This is a genomic window from Pseudomonas sp. R28(2017), from assembly GCF_002112505.1.
Classification (GTDB): domain Bacteria; phylum Pseudomonadota; class Gammaproteobacteria; order Pseudomonadales; family Pseudomonadaceae; genus Aquipseudomonas.
The window spans coordinates 168,584-186,819 of record NZ_NEHW01000002.1 but is presented as its reverse complement, the minus strand read 5'-3'; the positions used below and the strand labels follow the sequence as shown (position 1 = coordinate 186,819).

Sequence of the window (18,236 nt, the reverse complement as noted above, 5' to 3'; positions counted from 1 at the left end):
CTTTTCTTAGCAAACGTGTCAGGCGGGAACGTTTGCGGCCCGCCATCAGCGTGCTCGGACCCGGCCAGGCCAGGTCCGGCTGAAAGAGACGACTTAGTTGACGGCGTCTTTCAGGCCTTTGCCAGCCTTGAAGCCTGGAACCTTGGCGGCCGCGATCTTGATCGCCTTGCCGGTTTGCGGGTTGCGGCCGGTGCGCTCGGCGCGCTCCTTGACCGAGAAGGTACCGAAGCCAACCAGTACCACATCGTCACCTTGCTTCAGGGCACCGGTAACGGAGTCAATGACTGCGTCCAGCGCGCGGCCGGCTACAGCTTTCGGGATGTCAGCAGATGCGGCGATAGCGTCAATCAGTTCCGACTTGTTCACTCTAAGTCCCCTTATTTCTCTATTGAGTTTGTTTCTAAGTATGTAATGGAAAGCTTATGAAACGTGCGCCAGGTGGCAACTTGACAATAGCGTGCCGCTTTATAGCAAGGCCCCGAAAAAACTGTCAAGGAAAGCCCCCCAGCCAAAAACTACTAATGCGTGCTGATTCTTTCCTTAGCATCGCCGTCGCGTTTGTCTTCTTTCGCGACAATCTCCGGAGCCACATCTGGCAAGGGCTCCGGGGCGTATTGCAGCGCAATTTGCAGGACTTCGTCAATCCATTTGACCGGTTTGATCTGCAGATCCTGTTTGATATTTTCCGGAATTTCCTTCAGATCGCGAACATTCTCCTCGGGAATGATCACCGTCTTGATCCCGCCACGGTGTGCAGCCAGCAGCTTTTCCTTCAACCCGCCGATGGCCAATACCTGGCCACGCAGGGTGATTTCACCGGTCATGGCCACATCGGCACGCACCGGAATCTGCGTCAGCGCAGACACCAGCGCGGTGCACATGCCGATACCGGCGCTCGGGCCGTCCTTCGGCGTGGCGCCTTCAGGCATGTGGATATGCACGTCGTGCTTCTCGTGGAAGTCGGCGGCAATCCCCAGGCTGCGGGCGCGGCTGCGGACCACGGTCTGCGCGGCAGTGATCGATTCGACCATGACATCACCCAGCGAACCGGTCTTGATCAGCTGGCCCTTGCCAGGGATCACCACCGACTCGATGGTCAGCAGTTCGCCGCCCACCTGGGTCCAGGCAAGGCCGGTGACCTGGCCGATCTGGTCCTGCTGCTCGGCCAGGCCGTAGCGGAACTTGCGCACGCCGAGCAAGTGCTCGAGCTGCTCGCTGGTGACCTTGACCTTGACCTGTTTCTGCCCGGTATGTTCCTTGACCACCTTGCGGCAGACCTTGGCGATCTGGCGCTCCAGGCCACGCACACCGGCTTCGCGGGTGTAGTAACGAATGATGTCGCGAATCGCCGAGACGTCGATGTCCAGCTCTTCGGTCTTCAAGCCGTTGGCCTTGACCTGCTTGGGCGTCAGGTACTTGACCGCGATGTTGATCTTCTCGTCCTCGGTGTAGCCTGGCAGGCGGATGACTTCCATGCGGTCGAGCAGCGCCGGCGGAATGTTCATCGAGTTCGAGGTGCACAGGAACATCACGTCCGAGAGGTCGTAATCGACTTCCAGGTAGTGGTCGTTGAAGTTGTGGTTCTGCTCGGGGTCGAGCACTTCCAGCAGCGCCGAGGCCGGGTCGCCACGCATGTCGCTGCCCATCTTGTCGATCTCGTCGAGCAGGAACAGCGGGTTGCGCACACCCACCTTGGTCATCTTCTGGATCAGGCGGCCAGGCATCGAACCGATGTAGGTACGACGGTGCCCCCGAATCTCGGCTTCGTCACGCACGCCGCCCAGGGCCATGCGCACGAACTTGCGGTTGGTCGCGGCAGCGATCGACTCGGCCAGCGAGGTCTTGCCGACGCCAGGCGGGCCAACCAGGCACAGTACCGGGCCACGGATCTTCTTCACCCGCTTCTGCACGGCGAGGTACTCGAGAATGCGCTCCTTGACCTCTTCCAGGCCATAGTGGTCGGCATCGAGAATCTCTTCGGCCTTGGCCAGGTCCAGGCGCACCTTGCTCTGGGCCTTCCACGGCACCTGCACGAGCCAGTCGAGGTAGGACCGCACCACGGTAGCCTCGGCAGACATCGGCGACATCTGCTTGAGCTTGTTCAGCTCGGCCTGGGCCTTGGCCAGGGCGTCTTTCGGCAGGCCAGCGGCTTCGATGCGCTTTTTCAGCTCTTCGACTTCGTTGTGGCCTTCGTCACCATCGCCGAGCTCCTTCTGAATGGCCTTCATCTGCTCATTCAGGTAGTACTCGCGCTGGCTGCGCTCCATCTGCTTCTTGACCCGGCCACGGATGCGTTTTTCGACCTGCAGCAGGTCGATTTCGGCATCCAGCAGTGCCAGCACGTGCTCGACTCGGGTCGACAGGTCGACGATCTCGAGGATTTCCTGCTTCTGCTCGATCTTCAGCGCCATGTGCGCGGCCATGGTATCGACCAGGCGACCGGGCTCTTCGATGCTGTTCAGCGACGACAGCACTTCTGCTGGGACTTTCTTGCCCAGTTGCACGTACTGCTCGAATTGCGACAGCAGCGTGCGCACGAAGACTTCCGACTCGCGTTCGGCGGCGTCGGTTTCGTCGATCAGGGAAACTTCGGCACGGATGTGCCCTTCTACTTCGGTGAAGCGCTCGACCGCACCGCGCTGCTCGCCTTCGACCAGCACCTTGACAGTGCCATCGGGCAGCTTCAGCAATTGCAATACGGTGGCGACGGTACCGACCCGATACAGGGCGTCTTCGCCTGGATCGTCATCGGCCGGGTTTTTCTGGGCCAGCAGCAGGATCTGCTTCTCGCCCGTCATCGCGGCCTCAAGGGCTTCGATAGACTTCTCACGCCCCACGAACAGTGGGATGACCATGTGCGGATAGACGACGACATCGCGCAATGGCAAAAGAGGCAAGTCGAGGGTGGTCTTCATGATTTCGCCTCTACAGCGGCCTTATGGCCGGAAACCGGTGGAAATGATGCTTGGACCTAATGTGGGGGCACGCTTGGGAAATTACAAGCGCTTGCATAGGAAAAGCAGAAAGGGGCCCGTAGGCCCCTTTCTTGCTTGCTGCCATATCCCGGCATTTACCTGAAATCAGGCGTCGGGCGCGGCCTTGGCTTGCGGCTCGCTGTTCTCGTAGATCATCAGCGGCTGCGAGGTGCCTTCGATGACGCTCTCGTCGATCACCACCTTGCTGACTTCCTTCTGCGAAGGAATCTCGTACATGGTGTCGAGCAGCACGCCTTCGAGGATCGAACGCAGGCCACGGGCGCCGGTTTTGCGCTCCAGGGCCTTGCGCGCGACGGCCTTGAGGGCGTCGGTGCGGAACTCGAGGTCCACGCTCTCCATCTCGAACAGCTTGGCGTACTGCTTGGTCAGGGCATTCTTCGGCTCGGTGAGGATCTGCATCAGCGCAGCCTCGTCCAGCTCGTCGAGGGTCGCCAGCACCGGCAGACGGCCGACGAACTCGGGAATCAGGCCAAACTTGACCAGATCGTCCGGCTCGACTTCGCGCAGCGATTCGCCGACCTTCTTGCCCTCTTCCTTGCTGCGTACTTCGGCGCCAAAACCGATGCCACCCTTGGTGGAGCGGTTCTGGATGACCTTTTCCAGGCCGGAGAAGGCGCCACCGCAGATGAACAGGATGTTGCGGGTATCAACCTGCAGGAACTCCTGTTGCGGGTGCTTGCGGCCGCCCTGCGGCGGAACCGAAGCAACGGTGCCTTCGATCAGCTTCAGCAATGCCTGCTGCACGCCTTCACCCGAAACGTCGCGGGTGATGGACGGGTTGTCCGACTTGCGCGAGATCTTGTCGATCTCGTCGATGTAGACAATGCCCATCTGGGCCTTTTCCACGTCGTAGTCGCACTTCTGCAGCAGTTTCTGAATGATGTTCTCGACGTCCTCACCCACGTAACCGGCTTCGGTCAGGGTGGTGGCGTCAGCAATGGTGAACGGTACGTTCAACAGCCGTGCAAGGGTTTCGGCGAGCAGGGTCTTGCCCGAGCCGGTAGGCCCGATGAGCAGGATGTTGCTCTTGCCGAGTTCGACTTCGTCGCCCTTCTTGTCACGCTGGTTCAGGCGCTTGTAGTGGTTGTACACCGCCACCGACAGCACCTTCTTCGCGCGTTCCTGACCGATGACGTACTGGTCCAGGATGCCGCTGATTTCTTTCGGCGAAGGCAATTTGTGCGCGCTGCTCTCGGCCTGGGCTTCCTGCACCTCCTCACGGATGATGTCGTTGCACAGGTCGACGCACTCGTCGCAGATAAATACCGAGGGCCCGGCAATCAGTTTGCGCACTTCGTGCTGGCTTTTGCCGCAGAAGGAGCAATAAAGCAATTTGCCGCTGTCCTCGCCGTTACGGGTGTCAGTCATTCGATCGATCCAATCCGGTAGGCTTGCAACACAAGATGAAGGCAATTGCGGGCTTTTTCAAGTCCGCAGGTAGGCGCTTTCGGCACCTACCTGCTCTGGCACCTGGGTTCAGGAGGCCAGTTGCCGCTTGTCGTACACCGAGTCGATCAGGCCGTACTCGGCCGCGCGCGAGGCGCTCATGAAATTGTCACGCTCAGTGTCACGCTTGATGGTCTCGAGGTCCTGGCCGGTGTGGTAGGCCAGCAGCTCGTTCAGGCGCGCCTTGATATTGAGGATTTCCTGGGCGTGGATCTCGATATCGGTGGCCTGCCCCTGGAAACCGCCCAGTGGCTGGTGGATCATCACGCGCGAGTTCGGCAGGCAGTGACGCTTGCCTTTGGCACCTGCGGCCAACAGGAACGCGCCCATGCTGCAGGCCTGGCCGATGCAGATGGTCGAGACGTCCGGCTTGATGAATTGCATGGTGTCGTAGATCGACATGCCTGCAGTCACCGAACCGCCCGGGGAGTTGATGTACAGATGGATATCCTTGTCCGGGTTTTCCGCCTCAAGGAACAGCAGCTGCGCCACTACCAGGTTGGCCATGTAATCCTCTACCGGGCCAACCAGGAAGATCACTCGCTCCTTCAACAGGCGCGAGTAGATGTCGTAGGCACGTTCGCCACGGGCGGACTGCTCGATAACCATCGGGACCAGGCCGCCTGCGGCCTGGATGTCAGAGCTCTGCTGAATATAAGAATTGCGGGACATGTCCTGCGCTCACTCCCAAATAGTCATGGCTTGATAACGCACAAGCCAGCTCGAAGGCTGGCTTGTGGGGGTTTCCTACGAGAGAAGCCTGTTACTCAGCGGCGGCAGGAGCCTGTGCTGGCTTAACGGCATCTTCGTACGAGACCGACTTGTCGGTCACAGTCGCTTTCTGCAGAACAGTATCTACAACTTGTTCTTCCAGCACAACCGAACGGACTTCGTTCAGTTGCTGGTCGTTCTTGTAGTACCAGGAGATGACCTGCTCAGGCTCTTGGTAAGCCGAGGCCATTTCTTCGATCATTTCGCGAACCTTGCCTTCGTCCGGCTTCAGTTCGAACTGCTTGACCACTTCGGCGACGATCAGGCCCAGGACCACACGGCGCTTGGCTTGCTCTTCGAACAGTTCGGCCGGCAGCTGCTCAGGCTTGATGTTGCCACCGAACTGCTGAACAGCCTGCACGCGCAGACGGTTGACTTCGTTTTCCAGCAGCGCCTTCGGCACTTCGATCGGGTTGGCGGCCAGCAGACCGTCCATGACCTGGTTCTTGACCTTGGTCTTGATCGCCTGGCGCAGTTCACGCTCCATGTTCTTGCGAACTTCGGTGCGGAAGCCTTCCAGGGTCGACTCTTTGATGCCGAACTGGGCGAAGAACTCTTCGTTCAGCTCTGGCAGCACAGGTGCGGAAACGCTGTTGACGGTGATGGTGAACTCGGCGGCTTTGCCTGCCAGGTCCAGGTTCTGGTAGTCCTCTGGGAAGGTCACGTTGACAACGCGCTCTTCACCCGCCTTGGCGCCAACCAGGCCGTCTTCGAAGCCAGGGATCATGCGGCCGGAACCCAGTACCAGCTGGGTGCCCTTGGCGGAACCGCCAGCGAACACTTCACCGTCGACCTTGCCGACGAAGTCGATGTTGACCTGGTCGTCGTTCTGCGCAGCGCGCTCGACGGCCTCGAAACGGGTGTTCTGCTTGCGCAGGACTTCCAGCATGTTGTCCAGGTCGGCGTCGGCCACTTCGGCGCTCAGGCGCTCGACATTGATCGAGTCGAAGCCGGCAACGGTGAACTCTGGGAACACTTCGAAGATGGCGACGAATTCCAGGTCCTTGCCCTTCTCGAAGGACTTCGGCTCAACGGCCGGAGCACCAGCCGGGTTCAGCTTCTGCTCGACGATGGCTTCGTAGAAGGAAGCCTGGACCAGGTCACCGAAAGCCTCTTGACGGGCATCGGCTTCAAAACGCTGACGGATCACGCTCATCGGCACCTTGCCTGGGCGGAAGCCCGCGACCTTGGCGCGCTTGGCAGTCTGTTGCAGACGCTTGTTGACTTCGTTCTCGACGCGCTCGGCCGGAACGGCGATGGTCATGCGGCGCTCGAGAGCGGAAGTGTTTTCAACAGAAACTTGCATGGATATTCCTCGTTGCACAGACGTTAGCCGGCGATAGCCCGACTCCAGAATCAAGGGCAAACATTCTAGTGAGTCACGCACCAGAAGTCACCCCACCCGGGACGACGGGAAACCACGCCGGTCGATTAACTTGCAATGCCCGCACCGTGAAGTGCCAGGCTTCTTTATATAGAAGGCAGCGCAACGCCCGCTGGCGGCACGCAGCCGAAATACCTTGTCAAACAACTGCCGGTACGAAAGCGACGCCGTCTTATTCAGGGTCAATTTCGTTGAACTGGCAGTACTCCTCCCACTCCATGCCCAGTGCTTCAGCCACTTCGCGGTGGGTCTCCAGGCGCATGGCCTGCAGCTGCTCGGGGCTTTCGGCGATCAACTGCAACGCCAGCTCCCAAGGCTGAATCCCCTGCTCATCGGCGGCATCCTCGAATGCCCACTCGATCTGCTGGGCCTGCTCACGCGGATCCAGCTCGCGGACCTCCTCGAGCAGTTGCGGATTGGCCTCAGCGAAGCGTTGCAGCGCCAGGGCCTGGCGGGCTTCTTTTGCAATCATCAGGCTGTTCCTCTGCCGGCCAACTGGGCCGGTGTTTCAACCGGCTGAAATCTAACAGCTTTTATTGGGGTGCCACCAGAGGATTGCAAGGGGGGATTGAGTTGTGGCTGCGAAGTTTCTGGCTTGAGCCTTTGAGCGCCTGCCAGATCGAGCGCCGCCCGCGCGGCGCATCGCGAGCTGCGCTCGCCCCTACGTTTGTTTCTGGCCAATTATTCCTGGGGGATTTGCGCGCGAACGCCTTGGCGCCTGACTCGATATCGCGTCGTACAAACCAGGCGGTCGCGCGCGCCTGTCACAGGCATTACTGGCCCGAAACAAACGTAGGAGCGAGCGCAGCTCGCGATGCGCCGCGCGGGCGGCGCTCGATCTCAATGCCAACACATGACCCAAGCCATGACCCCAGCAGAAACAACAAAGGCGCCCGATCTCACGATCAAGGCGCCTTCGAAAAATATGGGGTGGACGATGGGAATCGAACCCACGACAACTGGAATCACAATCCAGCGCTCTACCAACTGAGCTACGCCCACCATATTGCGGTGTTGCAATGTTGCGGTACAGCCTTACAGAAGCATGGTGCGGACGAAGAGACTCGAACTCTTACAGCTTGCGCCGCTGGAACCTAAATCCAGTGTGTCTACCAATTTCACCACGTCCGCGTAACGCTTAAAACAAAGGCGCCAGATCATTCAATCAAAGGCGCCTTCGTCGAATATGGGGTGGACGATGGGAATCGAACCCACGACAACTGGAATCACAATCCAGCGCTCTACCAACTGAGCTACGCCCACCATATTGCATTACAGCCTTACTTGCTTGCCCAAGCTGCCTAAATGGCGCACCCGGCAGGACTCGAACCTGCGACCATCCGCTTAGAAGGCGGATGCTCTATCCAGCTGAGCTACGGGCGCTTAAGCTTAAAGCCTAACCGAACGAGGCCTTAACAGGTAACTGCTAAACCACTCATTCTGCCCGACTTCGCCAACCAGTGCTAGGCTGTGCCCGACAAGTGCGGCGAATCTTATAGGCGAGCCTCCAGGTCGTCAACACCTTTCTCCAAAAAATTTAAATTATTTAAGGGGTTAGGGCATTTGCCCGACCACCCGCCTTTGCCCTTGGGCGATGTCGTGCGAGAATGCGCCCTCTTTATTGTTCCTTTCTCGATGGTTAATCACGCGTCTATGACTGCACACCTAATCGATGGCAAGGCGATCGCCGCCAACCTGCGCAAGCAGATCGCTCAACGTGTCGAGGAGCGTCGCCAGCAAGGCCTGCGCACGCCGGGCCTGGCGGTGATCCTGGTCGGCACCGACCCCGCCTCCCAAGTCTATGTCTCGCACAAGCGCAAGGACTGCGAAGAGGTCGGCTTCATCTCCCAGGCATTCGACCTGCCCAGCGAGACCACGCAGCAAGCGCTGACCGAGCTGATCGACCGCCTCAACGACGACCCGGCCGTCGATGGCATCCTGCTGCAACTGCCGCTGCCAGCACACCTGGACGCCTCGCTGCTGCTCGAGCGCATCCGCCCCGACAAAGACGTCGACGGCTTCCACCCGTACAACATCGGCCGCCTGGCCCAGCGCATTCCACTGCTGCGCCCGTGCACGCCCAAAGGCATCATGACCCTGCTGGAAAGCACCGGCCAGGACCTGTACGGCATGAACGCGGTCATCGTCGGCGCCTCCAACATCGTCGGCCGCCCGATGGCCATGGAGCTGCTGCTGGGCGGTTGCACCGTGACCGTCTGCCACCGCTTCACCAAGGACCTGGCCGGCCACGTCGGCCGTGCCGACCTGGTGGTCGTGGCCGCCGGCAAGCCGGGCCTGGTCAAGGGTGAGTGGATCAAGGAAGGCGCCATCGTCATCGACGTCGGCATCAACCGCCAGGAAGATGGCAAGCTGGTGGGTGATGTGGTGTACGAGACCGCCCTGCCGCGCGCCGGCTGGATCACGCCGGTGCCAGGTGGCGTCGGGCCGATGACCCGCGCCTGCCTGCTGGAAAACACGCTGTATGCGGCCGAAGAGCTGCACAAGTAATATGGCGTGACCTGAAAGCGGCACCTCTGGCAGGTGCCGTTTTTTTTGCCTGCAAGACCTGGCCGCCTGCCACGGCGTCAGCACCTGACCACAGCCGATTCGGCTGTCGCCTGGGCGAAATCAGCCGCCACCGCTGCCGCCAGCCCCCGCTTCAGCCAGCATCGCAATGCTCCGCGCCCGACAATATCTCCAGAGCCCACTCTGGAAGCGTCGCCGCAAGGAGACCCGTCATGACCCGCTACATCGATGTGCACGACCTCGCCCGCCTGGTCAACCGCAAAGGCCTGCCCACCTGCCTGGTGGAGATGGCCGAGTACATCCGCCAGGACTACCTGCGCTGGCAGGCCTTCGAGAAATGCGCACGGGTGGCCAACCACTCGCCCGGCGGGGTCATCGAGCTGATGCCGGTGTCCGATGCCAGTCTGTATGCCTTCAAGTACGTCAATGGCCACCCGAAGAACACTCAGCATGACCTGCCCACGGTGATGGCCTTCGGCACCCTGGCCGACGTCGACACCGGTACCCCGCTGCTGCTCAGCGAGATGACCCTGACCACGGCGATCCGTACAGCCGCCACCTCGGCACTGGCAGCCCGCTACCTGGCACGCGAGGACAGCCGCAGCATGGCGCTGATCGGCAACGGCTCGCAGAGCGAATTCCAGGCCATCGCCTTCAATACCCTGATGGGCATCGACGAGATCCGCCTATACGACATCGACCCGGCCGCCACGGCCAAGCTGGTGGCCAACCTGGCCGGCCGCCCCGGCCTGAAGTTGATCGTCGCCAGCTCCGTGGCCGAAGCGGTGCGTGGCGCCGATATCGTCACCACGGTGACGGCCGACAAGGCCTATGCAACCATCCTCACGCCAGAAATGATCGAACCGGGCATGCACCTGAACGCCGTGGGTGGCGACTGCCCGGGCAAGACCGAACTGCACCGTGACATCGTCGAACAGGCGCGGGTGATCGTCGAATACGAGCCGCAAAGCCGTGTCGAGGGCGAGATCCAGCAACTGGCCAAAGAGTCGCCGGTGGTCGAATTCTGGCAGGTGATCGCGGGGCTTGTTCGAGGCCGCGAGAATGCAAGGCAAGTCACCCTGTTCGACTCGGTCGGCTTTGCCCTGGAGGACTACTCGGCCTTGCGTTATGTGCTGGACACCGCGCGCATGCTGGGCATTGGCCAGGACATCGCGCTGGTGCCGAAGCTGGACGACCCCAAAGACCTGTATGCGCTGCTGCAACCCCGCGTGGTTGGCGTACGCTCGATGCGCAAGGCAGATACCGCCTGCGCCTGATGCACCCGGGGGCCGCGCAGCGGCCCCGGTTTACGCCTACCCTGTCCATGCCCATTCTCGAAAGAAGCGCTGCGCATGGACACCAAGGACGCCAACGCCCAACCTCTGGACCGCATCGATGAGGCCATCATCGAGGTGCTGCGCCACGATGGCCGCATCACCTTCGAAAAGCTCTCGACCCTGGTCCACCTCACACCGCGCCCGTGCCTGGAGCGCGTGCGCAAGCTTGAGCGCCGTGGCGTGATTCGCGGCTACGGCGCGATCATCGACCTGCAGAAGCTCGCCCCCGGCCTGTCGTTGCTGGTACTGGTGGCGCTGTCCAACCAGAGCGGGCGCGCCGCGCAAAAAGCCTTCGAAGCGACCATGCTGGCCTGCCCGGAAGTCTACGAATGCCAGCTGATCAGCGGCCACTTCGACTACAGCCTGCGCCTGCGCTGCCGCGACATGGAGCACTATCGGGTGCTGAGCGAAAGCTGGATGAACGACGACGCACTGCACCTCGACAAGCTGGTGGCTCACCCCGAGCTGGCGTCGATCAAATGCATGGCGCCGCAGACCGGGCAGTAGCCCGATAGCCCTTGCCGCGCAGGCTTCACACCTAGGCTCGCCGCTCCCCATACCTGGAGAACGGCCATGCCCCACGCCCCCTCGCCCCACCTGGCATTCATACAGCAGCGCATGCCCGCCTGGCTGACCGCGAGCCCCCCGGCACAACGCAAGCAACTGGAGAGCCGCCTGCGCGAAAGTCATCGTGCCACCCATCGGCTGCGCCAGCATCTGGCAACGCTGCAAGCCCCCGAAGCTTTTTGCCGCGGGCCATTGGAAGACGCCCTGGCCCACTGGTTTGCCGACCGCGAACTGCCCGCTGTCGATCAGGGCTGGCTGTGGCATGCTGGCCAGCGCCGCGACATGTCATGGCTGGAAGCCGCCCTGATGAATTTCGACGAAAACGACCCGGTGAAGCTGTACCTGAGCAAGGATGCACCGGCAGCAACCAACCTCGATGCCGAGCACTTCGTCAAAGGGGTCCGCAACCTCGACCTCGGCCGCCGCTACCAGGATCACCTGGCCGCCTTGCTCGATACCGCCACCGCCCGCGTGCTGCACCGGGACCAGGACCGCGCCGCCTTTGCCGCCGAACTTAGCCTGGCGAGGCTGCAGGGCAGTCTCGACCAGCGCGGCGAGGCCCTGGGTGAGGCGGCGTTGGCGGATAGCCCGGCGCCTACTCGCCCCTTGGAATGCAGTTACCTGTCGCTGTTCGATTGCCGCTTGAACGGCCCCCTGGTGATTCGCCTGCAGCCACAGGCCAGCAAAGAGACCTGCCTGCTTTACCTGCCCGGGCACCCCGGCAAGGCTCTACGCCAGTACCCCTCCCTTGCGGCGCTGGGCCAGGCACTGACGCAGATGCTCTGGCACGACGAACAACGACGGTTTTTCCTGCGCTATGTCAGTCATGATCAGCAGCTGCATTTCGCCAGGCGCCTGCGCGAAACCCTCCTGCCCCGTTTTCCCTATGACACGTTGGAAGCCGGCACGCCGCAGCTGGAAAAAGGCCAGCATGTCAGCTGGCTCAGCCGCGTATTTCCCGGCCCCCGCCAGCTCTGGCAGGCAACCCTCGACAAAAATGCACGGCTGAACTGGAGCGCAACTCCCTGGCGCCAGGACTGCTTTGCCGAACGGGCCCGCACCGCACTCGAGCGCAAGCGCCAGGATGCCGCCAGCATCGTCGTACCCACCGCACAGCGCGATGCGCAAGCCCTGTGGAACAGCCTTGAAGGCTGGCTGCAGGCCGGGCTGAACCTGCTCAACCTTGCCAGCTTCTTTGTCCCGGGCCTGGCTGAAGCGATGCTGGTGGTGGGCGCTGCGCAACTGGTCGATGAGTTTCTCGAAGGTGTAGAGGCCGCCAACGAAGGCGAAACCGACGCCGCCATCGCCCACCTGTTCGAGGTCTTCGAAAACCTGGCGCAGCTGGCAGCGCTGGGGGCGGCCGGGCATTTTGTCGAAGCCCCTGGGGCCCTGCACCAATGGCAGCGGATTGGCCATGGCACCCACGAGCGCCTGTGGCATGGCGGCCTGCACCCGTTTGCCCGGCCGCGCCCATGGCCTGCAGACACGCGCCCCAGCGCCAGCGGCCTGTATGCATGGCAGGGCCGCCACTGGTGGCTGCAAGAAGACCAGGCCTTCGCGTTGCAGGCCGAACCCGAGGGAGGCTGGCGCCTGGCATCCGCCATGGGCATGCGCCATCACCCCAAACTGCTGGGCAACGGCCAGGGTACCTGGCTGCTGGAGCACGAGCGGTCGCTGGCCTGGAGCAGCCCGGTGCTGGCCCGACGCCTTGGCCAGGCCAGCGCCGGCCTGGACGACAGCACGTTGGCCCAGGCGCTGCGCAGCAGCGGCTACGATGACGGCGCGCTGCGCCGGCTGCTGCACGATCACCGTCCACTGCCGGCTCTGCTACTGGACCACCTGGAAGCCTTCGACGCCAGCGCCATTGCCCCGGCCGCGACTGTTGACAATGCCGTGCTGGCCAGGGACTTCCCTTCACTGAGCCCACGGGCGCGCCATGAAATCCTCGCGACAGCATCGGCGCCGGACCTTGCCAGGCTCAGGCAAAGCGCTCGCCTGCCACTGCGCCTGGCAGAACAGGCGCGCCTGTATCTGCGCGAGGGACGCCTGAATCGTGCACTGCGGGACCTGCACTTGGGGACGGCGAATGTCGACCGCGACCGGCTGGTTTTCGCCAACCTGCCGCGCCTGCCAGGCTGGTCGGGTGACGTAAGGCTGGAGCTGGTCGAAGACGGTCGCCTGACCGAGCTGGCCAACGCGCAGGGCGCAACCACCAAACGGGTGCTGCGCAGCGCCAGTGGCTACGAGCCGAGCGATGCAAACGGCGAAATACTGGGCAATCGCGACGATTTGCTGGCCACGGTGCTGCGTGCCCTGCCCGACAGCGAGCGCGACGCCCTGAAGCTGAATATCCATGATGCGTCAGGCCTGCGCGATGCGCTGTTCGCGCTGGCCTGCAAGGACCGCGAAGCAACCGCCAGGGACCTGGGCATGGCGCCGCTGCGCCGGCTATACAACCCTCCTGCGCGGCTACCGGGCAGTCAGCGCCTGGGCTACCGCCTGAGTGGCCGGGGCCAAGGCTGGCTGACTGCCGACGAAGTGTTCGACCAGCTGTATCCAGGTGGCAACCTTGAAGAACGCCAACTGTTACGCCAGCGCATGCAGCACGAGGCACGCCAGTTGCCAGGGGGCTTCCACGCCATGCTGGAACGCCTGCGCGTCGAATACCGACAGCTGGATCAGGAGCTTCAAGCCTGGGTCGGCAGCGCCCGGTCCGAACATCGTACCGCGCGCGACCAGCTGGCCCAGCGCATACGCCGTGCGTGGCGCAGGGAAAGCCCCGAAGCCCCGACAGGTGCCGTTGACTTCGTCATACTCGAAATCGACGCGGCGCAGGTCCACGCCCTGCCGAATCTGAGCGTGACGCTGCCGCACGTGCGCGACTTGCGCATCAGCGGGCTGGCCGAGCACGCCGATGCCCAGCTCGATGGTTTTCTGCGTGCGTTCCCCCGGGTTCGCCACCTGGACCTTGAACAAAATACCCTGCAGGCCTTGCCACCGGCATTGGCCGACCTTGGCGAAGTGCAATCGCTCGACCTGTCTCACAACCAGCTCGACCTGTCCCGGCAGGCCGATCTGGATATCCTCGCGCGACTGGCCCAGCTCCAGCGCCTGAACCTGTCCAGTAGCCTGCAACAGCTGCCTGTCAACACCCTCGAGCGCCTGGCCAGCCTGCCACGGCTGAGCTTCTTCCAGGCCGACCTCAATACCCTGAGCTTCGGCACGGAACACTTCCTGGCGCTGCAACGCTGGCCGAGCCTGACCCACCTCGAACTGGGCTGCAACGAGATCGCCCTGAGCGAAGCAAGCCGCAGCGCGCTGGCCGGCCTTGCCCGGCTGCGCATGCTGTCGCTGCGCTACAACCCCCTGGAACTGGCACCCGACCTTACTGGCTGGACAGCGCTCGAACAACTCGACCTGGAGCGCACCTCGATCTTCGACTGGCCGGCGGGGTTGACCTCGCTGATGGATCAGCAACCACTGAACCTGCGGGCCATCGACCTGAGCCTCAACGAACTGAGCGAGGCTCCCCCGCTGCGCGACACGGCCTTTGCCCGGGGTGTACGGGAAGGCCACGGCGAACTGACCTATGCCTTCGATGACAATCCCTTTTCCGAACAGGCCCTGCAACGGCTCGAAGAGGCCGGGCTGCCAGCATTGCTCAACGACTCCGATGACGAGGACTGGTCTGCCGGCTGGCCTGGCGCGTTGCGCGCCCACCTGGCGCAATTGTGGATGGACGAAAACTGGCAGCCGCTGTTCGACCTCTACCAGCGCCTGCCCGGCACGGCCGACTATCAGCACCACAGGGCCGCGATGGACTTGCGCATGCGTCGGGTGTTGCAGACCTTGGTCACGGGTGCCGGCCAGCAGGCCGCAGGTAACGGTTTCGCCGAACTCCAGCAGCAGGTCAACGACCTGCTGAACGACGCTGCCGCGCAATGCGTCGACCAGGCCAGCCTGCTGTTCCAGCAGGTGGAAACCGAAGTCACCCTGTGGCAGTCGGTGTCCCTGGCGGCGGCTGATGCGAGTGACGAACAGACTGCGCTGGAAACCTTGGCCGGTGTGTATCGCCAGCAGTTGCTCGACGCCCACATCGGCGACCTGTACAACGCCCGCAGGGCCAGGCGCACAGCCCTGGCCAATGCCCACAGCCCGGCCCAGCGTGCGGCCGCCCCTGCCCTTTCAGCGCTCGACGACCTCGCCGATGCGCGGCTGAGCGAGCCCGAATTCCTGCTCGACGAACTGGAAATGGCGCTGTACGCCCGCATCCGCCTGCAGCAGCGGCTTCGCCTACCGGCGCAACCTGACGGGATGCAGTTCGAATACCTCGCTCGCCTGAGCGAGGCCACGCTGCAGCGCCTGGAACAGGCCGTGTGGGCCGCAGGTGCAGCCCCTCAGCTGGATCCATGGCTGGCTGCACAGTCCTTCTGGCCACGCTGGCTGCGCCGCTTGCGCCCGCAAGCGTTCCAGGCTTTCGAGCTGGAATGGGAAGGTGCAGCGGAGTACTTCGATACGCTGAACGAAGCGACACCGGCGGGCGCCTACAGCGGGCCGGCGGTGCCTGAACATTACATCCTCCTGCTGGAGCGCGAGCTGGCCGAGATCCACTGGCGCCAGCAAGGCGTACTGCAGCGCATTGACCTGACCGGTGACAGCGGCCTCTACCAGCGTGCCGCCGATCTGCTGAAAAAGAGCCGTGACGAAGCGTTTCAGTTGTTGTTGCAGCAATTGACCCACGCCCTCAGCGAAGCCAACCCGCAGGCGTTCACCCCCCACGCTGAATGACCTGGCAGAGCCAGCCCGCGCCCGGCACGGGCTGCACCCCATGACCCGGAACACGCCCCCACGCTTGGCAGGCCGCTTGCAAGTAAACCTGCCGGTGCGGTGCAGCCAACCCGCTGGCCCTTGATGCGACAAGCTGGCGAATCGACGGCATGCACCGAACTAGAGCCCAAGCGCTCTTGATGCTCCATAACTGGTCAGACCGGTAAGGCCAAAAACCCTTGCAATGTCGGATTTTTCGCGGTTTTATGATCCGGCGCTGAACAAACCGGTAAGACCACAATAATTAAGTCCTGCGCTCTTTCGCCCCGTGCGGCACCGAAGCAAGGACACCGATCTGAGATCCCTCCCATGCTCAAATGGTGCTCGCGTTCGATCTTCCTGCAAGTCGTGCTTGGCCTTGCCCTCGGCATCGCCTGCGGCCTCAGCTTCCCCGACCTTTCCCTGCAGCTCAAACCCCTCGGCGACGGCTTCATCAAGCTGATCAAGATGCTCATCGGCCTGATCGTGTTCTGCGTGGTGGTCAGCGGCATTTCCGGCGCCGGCGACCTGAAGAAGGTCGGGCGCATCGGCCTGAAATCGGTGATCTACTTCGAAGTGCTGACCACCATCGCCCTGGTCATCGGCCTGGTGTTCGCCTTCAGCAGTGGCATCGGCAATGGCGCCAACATCCACCTCGACCAGCTGTCCAGCGCCGACGCCAGCAGCCTGGCCGAGCGCGGCCAGCACATCCACGGCGCCACGGCGTTCTTCATGGACCTGATCCCCACCTCGGTGGTCGGTGCCTTCGCCGACAACAACATCCTCCAGGTGCTGCTGTTCTCGGTGCTGTTCGGCAGCGCACTGAACCTGGTGGGCGAATCGGCCGCCGGCATCTCGCGGCTGATCAACGAGCTGAGCCACGTGATCTTCCGCATCATGGGCATGATCGTGCGCCTGGCGCCGATCGGTGTGTTCGGTGCCATCGCCTTCACCACCAGCAAGTACGGCCTGGAGTCGCTGCAGCACCTGGGTGGCCTGGTGGCACTGTTCTACCTGACCTGCGCCGGCTTCGTGCTGATCGTGCTGGGCACCGTGATGCGCGTGTCGGGCCTGAAACTGCTGCCGTTCATCAAGTACCTGCGTGAAGAGCTGACCATCGTGCTCGGTACCGCCTCATCCGACGCCGTGCTGCCGCAGATCATGCGCAAGCTGGAACACCTGGGCATCGGCAGCTCCACCGTCGGCCTGGTGATCCCCACTGGCTACTCGTTCAACCTCGACGGGTTCTCCATCTACCTGACCCTGGCCATCGTGTTCATCGCCAACGCCACCGGCACGCCACTGGAAATGACCGACCTGCTGACCATCCTGCTGGTATCGCTGGTGACTTCCAAGGGCGCTCACGGCATCCCAGGCTCGGCGCTGGTGATCCTTGCCGCAACCCTGACCGCCGTGCCGGCGATCCCGGTGGTGGGCCTGGTGCTGGTGCTGGCGGTGGACTGGTTCATGGGCATTGGCCGGGCACTGACCAACCTGATCGGCAACTGCGTGGCCACCGTGGCCATTGCCCGCTGGGAAAAGGACATCGACCTGGAACGTGCGCAGAACGTGCTCGATGGCAAACCCGGCTTCGCCCCTGCGCCACGCAAGCAAGCCAACCCCCATCAACAGGAATTCTGAGCCCATGTGGCCGGCGCTGACGCCGGCCCTTCCAGGAGCGAACCGTGATCAGCTCATCGACCGTCGTCAACTCAGTGGTGGAAAAACTGCGCCAGGCCCTGGCCCGTGGCCAATGGCGCTCCGGCGACATGCTGCCCGGCCAGCGCGAACTGGCCGAGCAACTGGGCATCAGCCGCCCCAGCCTGCGCGAAGCCGTGACCGTGCTGGAAACCCTGGGCCTGGTGCGTGCGCTGCCAGGCAAGGGGGTGCTGGTGCTGGATGCCGAGATGGCGCCCCAGGACCCGGCCAGCGAAAGCGCCGCAGCGGCCAGCCTGGCCGACGTGCTGGAGCTGCGCTACACCCTCGAACCGTTCATCGTCGGCCTGGTCGCGCAATCGGCCAACAACCAGGACGTCGGCCAGCTGCGCCTGACCCTGATGGACATGCGCGAGGCCTTGGAGGCCGAGGACAGCGAAGCCGGGGTCAAGGCCTACATCGCCTTCCACGAGGCACTGTTCGCCCTGACCACCAACCCGATCTTCCAGAGCGTGGTGCAGCAGACCGGCAACGCGCTCAAGCAGAGCGCCAGCATGCTGCGCAACTCGCCCGAACACCTGGCCGCACGGCTCAAGGAAAACGAAGCCGTGGTGCGCGCCATTCGCGAACGCAACAGCGCCCAGGCCAGCGCCCAGATGCGCCAGCACATCCTCGCCGAGGGCCAGCGCATGGGCATTCAACTCAACATCCCGGACGACCAGCCCGGCCAATGACCCCAGGAGAGCG

12 protein-coding genes and 4 tRNA genes are annotated in these 18,236 nt (G+C 62.8%); 6 read left to right on the top strand and 10 right to left on the bottom strand.

Annotation, left to right across the window (positions count from 1 at the left end; all coding sequences use genetic code 11):
* Positions 1–93 precede the first annotated feature (93 nt).
* The 10 genes from hupB to CAF78_RS03590 all read right to left on the bottom strand — a co-directional run bounded on the left by hupB (position 94) and on the right by CAF78_RS03590 (position 7,980).
* Positions 94–366 carry a nucleoid-associated protein HU-beta gene (gene hupB / locus CAF78_RS03635; RefSeq protein ID WP_085674679.1) on the bottom strand — a complete coding sequence of 91 codons (273 nt, stop codon included), beginning with the start codon at positions 364–366 and terminating at the stop codon, positions 94–96.
* A gap of 152 nt (positions 367–518) precedes the next feature.
* Positions 519–2,915, bottom strand: a complete 2,397-nt coding sequence (gene lon / locus CAF78_RS03630; RefSeq protein ID WP_085674680.1) for an endopeptidase La — start codon at positions 2,913–2,915, stop codon at positions 519–521.
* Between the two features lie 165 nt (positions 2,916–3,080).
* On the bottom strand, positions 3,081–4,364 hold the full coding sequence (gene clpX / locus CAF78_RS03625) for an ATP-dependent Clp protease ATP-binding subunit ClpX (protein WP_085674682.1): 1,284 nt from the start codon (positions 4,362–4,364) through the stop codon (positions 3,081–3,083).
* Positions 4,365–4,472: 108 nt separating this feature from the next.
* Positions 4,473–5,114 carry an ATP-dependent Clp endopeptidase proteolytic subunit ClpP gene (gene clpP / locus CAF78_RS03620; RefSeq protein ID WP_003259400.1) on the bottom strand — a complete coding sequence of 214 codons (642 nt, stop codon included), beginning with the start codon at positions 5,112–5,114 and terminating at the stop codon, positions 4,473–4,475.
* 91 nt (positions 5,115–5,205) lie between these two features.
* Positions 5,206–6,519 (bottom strand): trigger factor, encoded by a 1,314-nt coding sequence (gene tig / locus CAF78_RS03615; RefSeq protein WP_085674683.1) that lies wholly within the window; start codon positions 6,517–6,519, stop codon positions 5,206–5,208.
* 250 nt (positions 6,520–6,769) lie between these two features.
* The gene (locus CAF78_RS03610; protein ID WP_085674685.1) at positions 6,770–7,069 is read right to left on the bottom strand and encodes a DUF6388 family protein; all 300 of its coding nucleotides are present in this window, start codon (positions 7,067–7,069) and stop codon (positions 6,770–6,772) included.
* Positions 7,070–7,523: 454 nt separating this feature from the next.
* A tRNA-His gene (locus CAF78_RS03605) sits at positions 7,524–7,599 on the bottom strand.
* Positions 7,600–7,643: 44 nt separating this feature from the next.
* Positions 7,644–7,728, bottom strand: a tRNA-Leu gene (locus CAF78_RS03600).
* A gap of 56 nt (positions 7,729–7,784) precedes the next feature.
* A tRNA-His gene (locus CAF78_RS03595) sits at positions 7,785–7,860 on the bottom strand.
* Positions 7,861–7,903: 43 nt separating this feature from the next.
* Positions 7,904–7,980: transfer RNA gene (locus CAF78_RS03590), tRNA-Arg, on the bottom strand.
* A gap of 270 nt (positions 7,981–8,250) precedes the next feature.
* On the opposite strand from CAF78_RS03590, the gene folD reads away from it, so the two are divergent.
* The 6 genes from folD (at position 8,251) to CAF78_RS03560 (ending at position 18,223) form a co-directional block, all read left to right on the top strand.
* Positions 8,251–9,105: a bifunctional methylenetetrahydrofolate dehydrogenase/methenyltetrahydrofolate cyclohydrolase FolD gene (folD, locus tag CAF78_RS03585; RefSeq protein WP_054883547.1), complete on the top strand. Its 855-nt coding sequence runs from the start codon at positions 8,251–8,253 to the stop codon at positions 9,103–9,105.
* A gap of 230 nt (positions 9,106–9,335) precedes the next feature.
* Positions 9,336–10,400, top strand: a complete 1,065-nt coding sequence (locus CAF78_RS03580) for an ornithine cyclodeaminase (RefSeq protein WP_085674687.1) — start codon at positions 9,336–9,338, stop codon at positions 10,398–10,400.
* Positions 10,401–10,475: 75 nt separating this feature from the next.
* Positions 10,476–10,967 (top strand): Lrp/AsnC family transcriptional regulator, encoded by a 492-nt coding sequence (locus CAF78_RS03575; RefSeq protein ID WP_085674689.1) that lies wholly within the window; start codon positions 10,476–10,478, stop codon positions 10,965–10,967.
* A gap of 66 nt (positions 10,968–11,033) precedes the next feature.
* Positions 11,034–15,815, top strand: coding sequence for a dermonecrotic toxin domain-containing protein (locus tag CAF78_RS03570; protein ID WP_085674691.1), 4,782 nt, complete (start codon positions 11,034–11,036; stop codon positions 15,813–15,815).
* Between the two features lie 348 nt (positions 15,816–16,163).
* Complete coding sequence (locus CAF78_RS03565; RefSeq protein ID WP_085674692.1) at positions 16,164–17,474, top strand: C4-dicarboxylate transporter DctA; 1,311 nt, start codon at positions 16,164–16,166, stop codon at positions 17,472–17,474.
* A 44-nt stretch (positions 17,475–17,518) separates the two neighbouring features.
* Complete coding sequence (locus CAF78_RS03560; protein ID WP_085674694.1) at positions 17,519–18,223, top strand: FadR/GntR family transcriptional regulator; 705 nt, start codon at positions 17,519–17,521, stop codon at positions 18,221–18,223.
* The last annotated feature ends 13 nt before the right edge of the window (positions 18,224–18,236 follow it).

Bases quoted from the DNA above. Each gene is read 5' to 3' on its own strand.
- lon (WP_085674680.1), bottom strand. From the start codon at position 2,915: ATGAAGACCACCCTCGACTTGCCTCTTTTGCCATTGCGCGATGTCGTC.
- clpX (WP_085674682.1), bottom strand. From the start codon at position 4,364: ATGACTGACACCCGTAACGGCGAGGACAGCGGCAAATTGCTTTATTGC.
- clpP (WP_003259400.1), bottom strand. From the start codon at position 5,114: ATGTCCCGCAATTCTTATATTCAGCAGAGCTCTGACATCCAGGCCGCA.
- tig (WP_085674683.1), bottom strand. From the start codon at position 6,519: ATGCAAGTTTCTGTTGAAAACACTTCCGCTCTCGAGCGCCGCATGACC.
- CAF78_RS03610 (WP_085674685.1), bottom strand. From the start codon at position 7,069: ATGATTGCAAAAGAAGCCCGCCAGGCCCTGGCGCTGCAACGCTTCGCT.
- folD (WP_054883547.1), top strand. From the start codon at position 8,251: ATGACTGCACACCTAATCGATGGCAAGGCGATCGCCGCCAACCTGCGC.
- CAF78_RS03580 (WP_085674687.1), top strand. From the start codon at position 9,336: ATGACCCGCTACATCGATGTGCACGACCTCGCCCGCCTGGTCAACCGC.
- CAF78_RS03575 (WP_085674689.1), top strand. From the start codon at position 10,476: ATGGACACCAAGGACGCCAACGCCCAACCTCTGGACCGCATCGATGAG.
- CAF78_RS03570 (WP_085674691.1), top strand. From the start codon at position 11,034: ATGCCCCACGCCCCCTCGCCCCACCTGGCATTCATACAGCAGCGCATG.
- CAF78_RS03565 (WP_085674692.1), top strand. From the start codon at position 16,164: ATGCTCAAATGGTGCTCGCGTTCGATCTTCCTGCAAGTCGTGCTTGGC.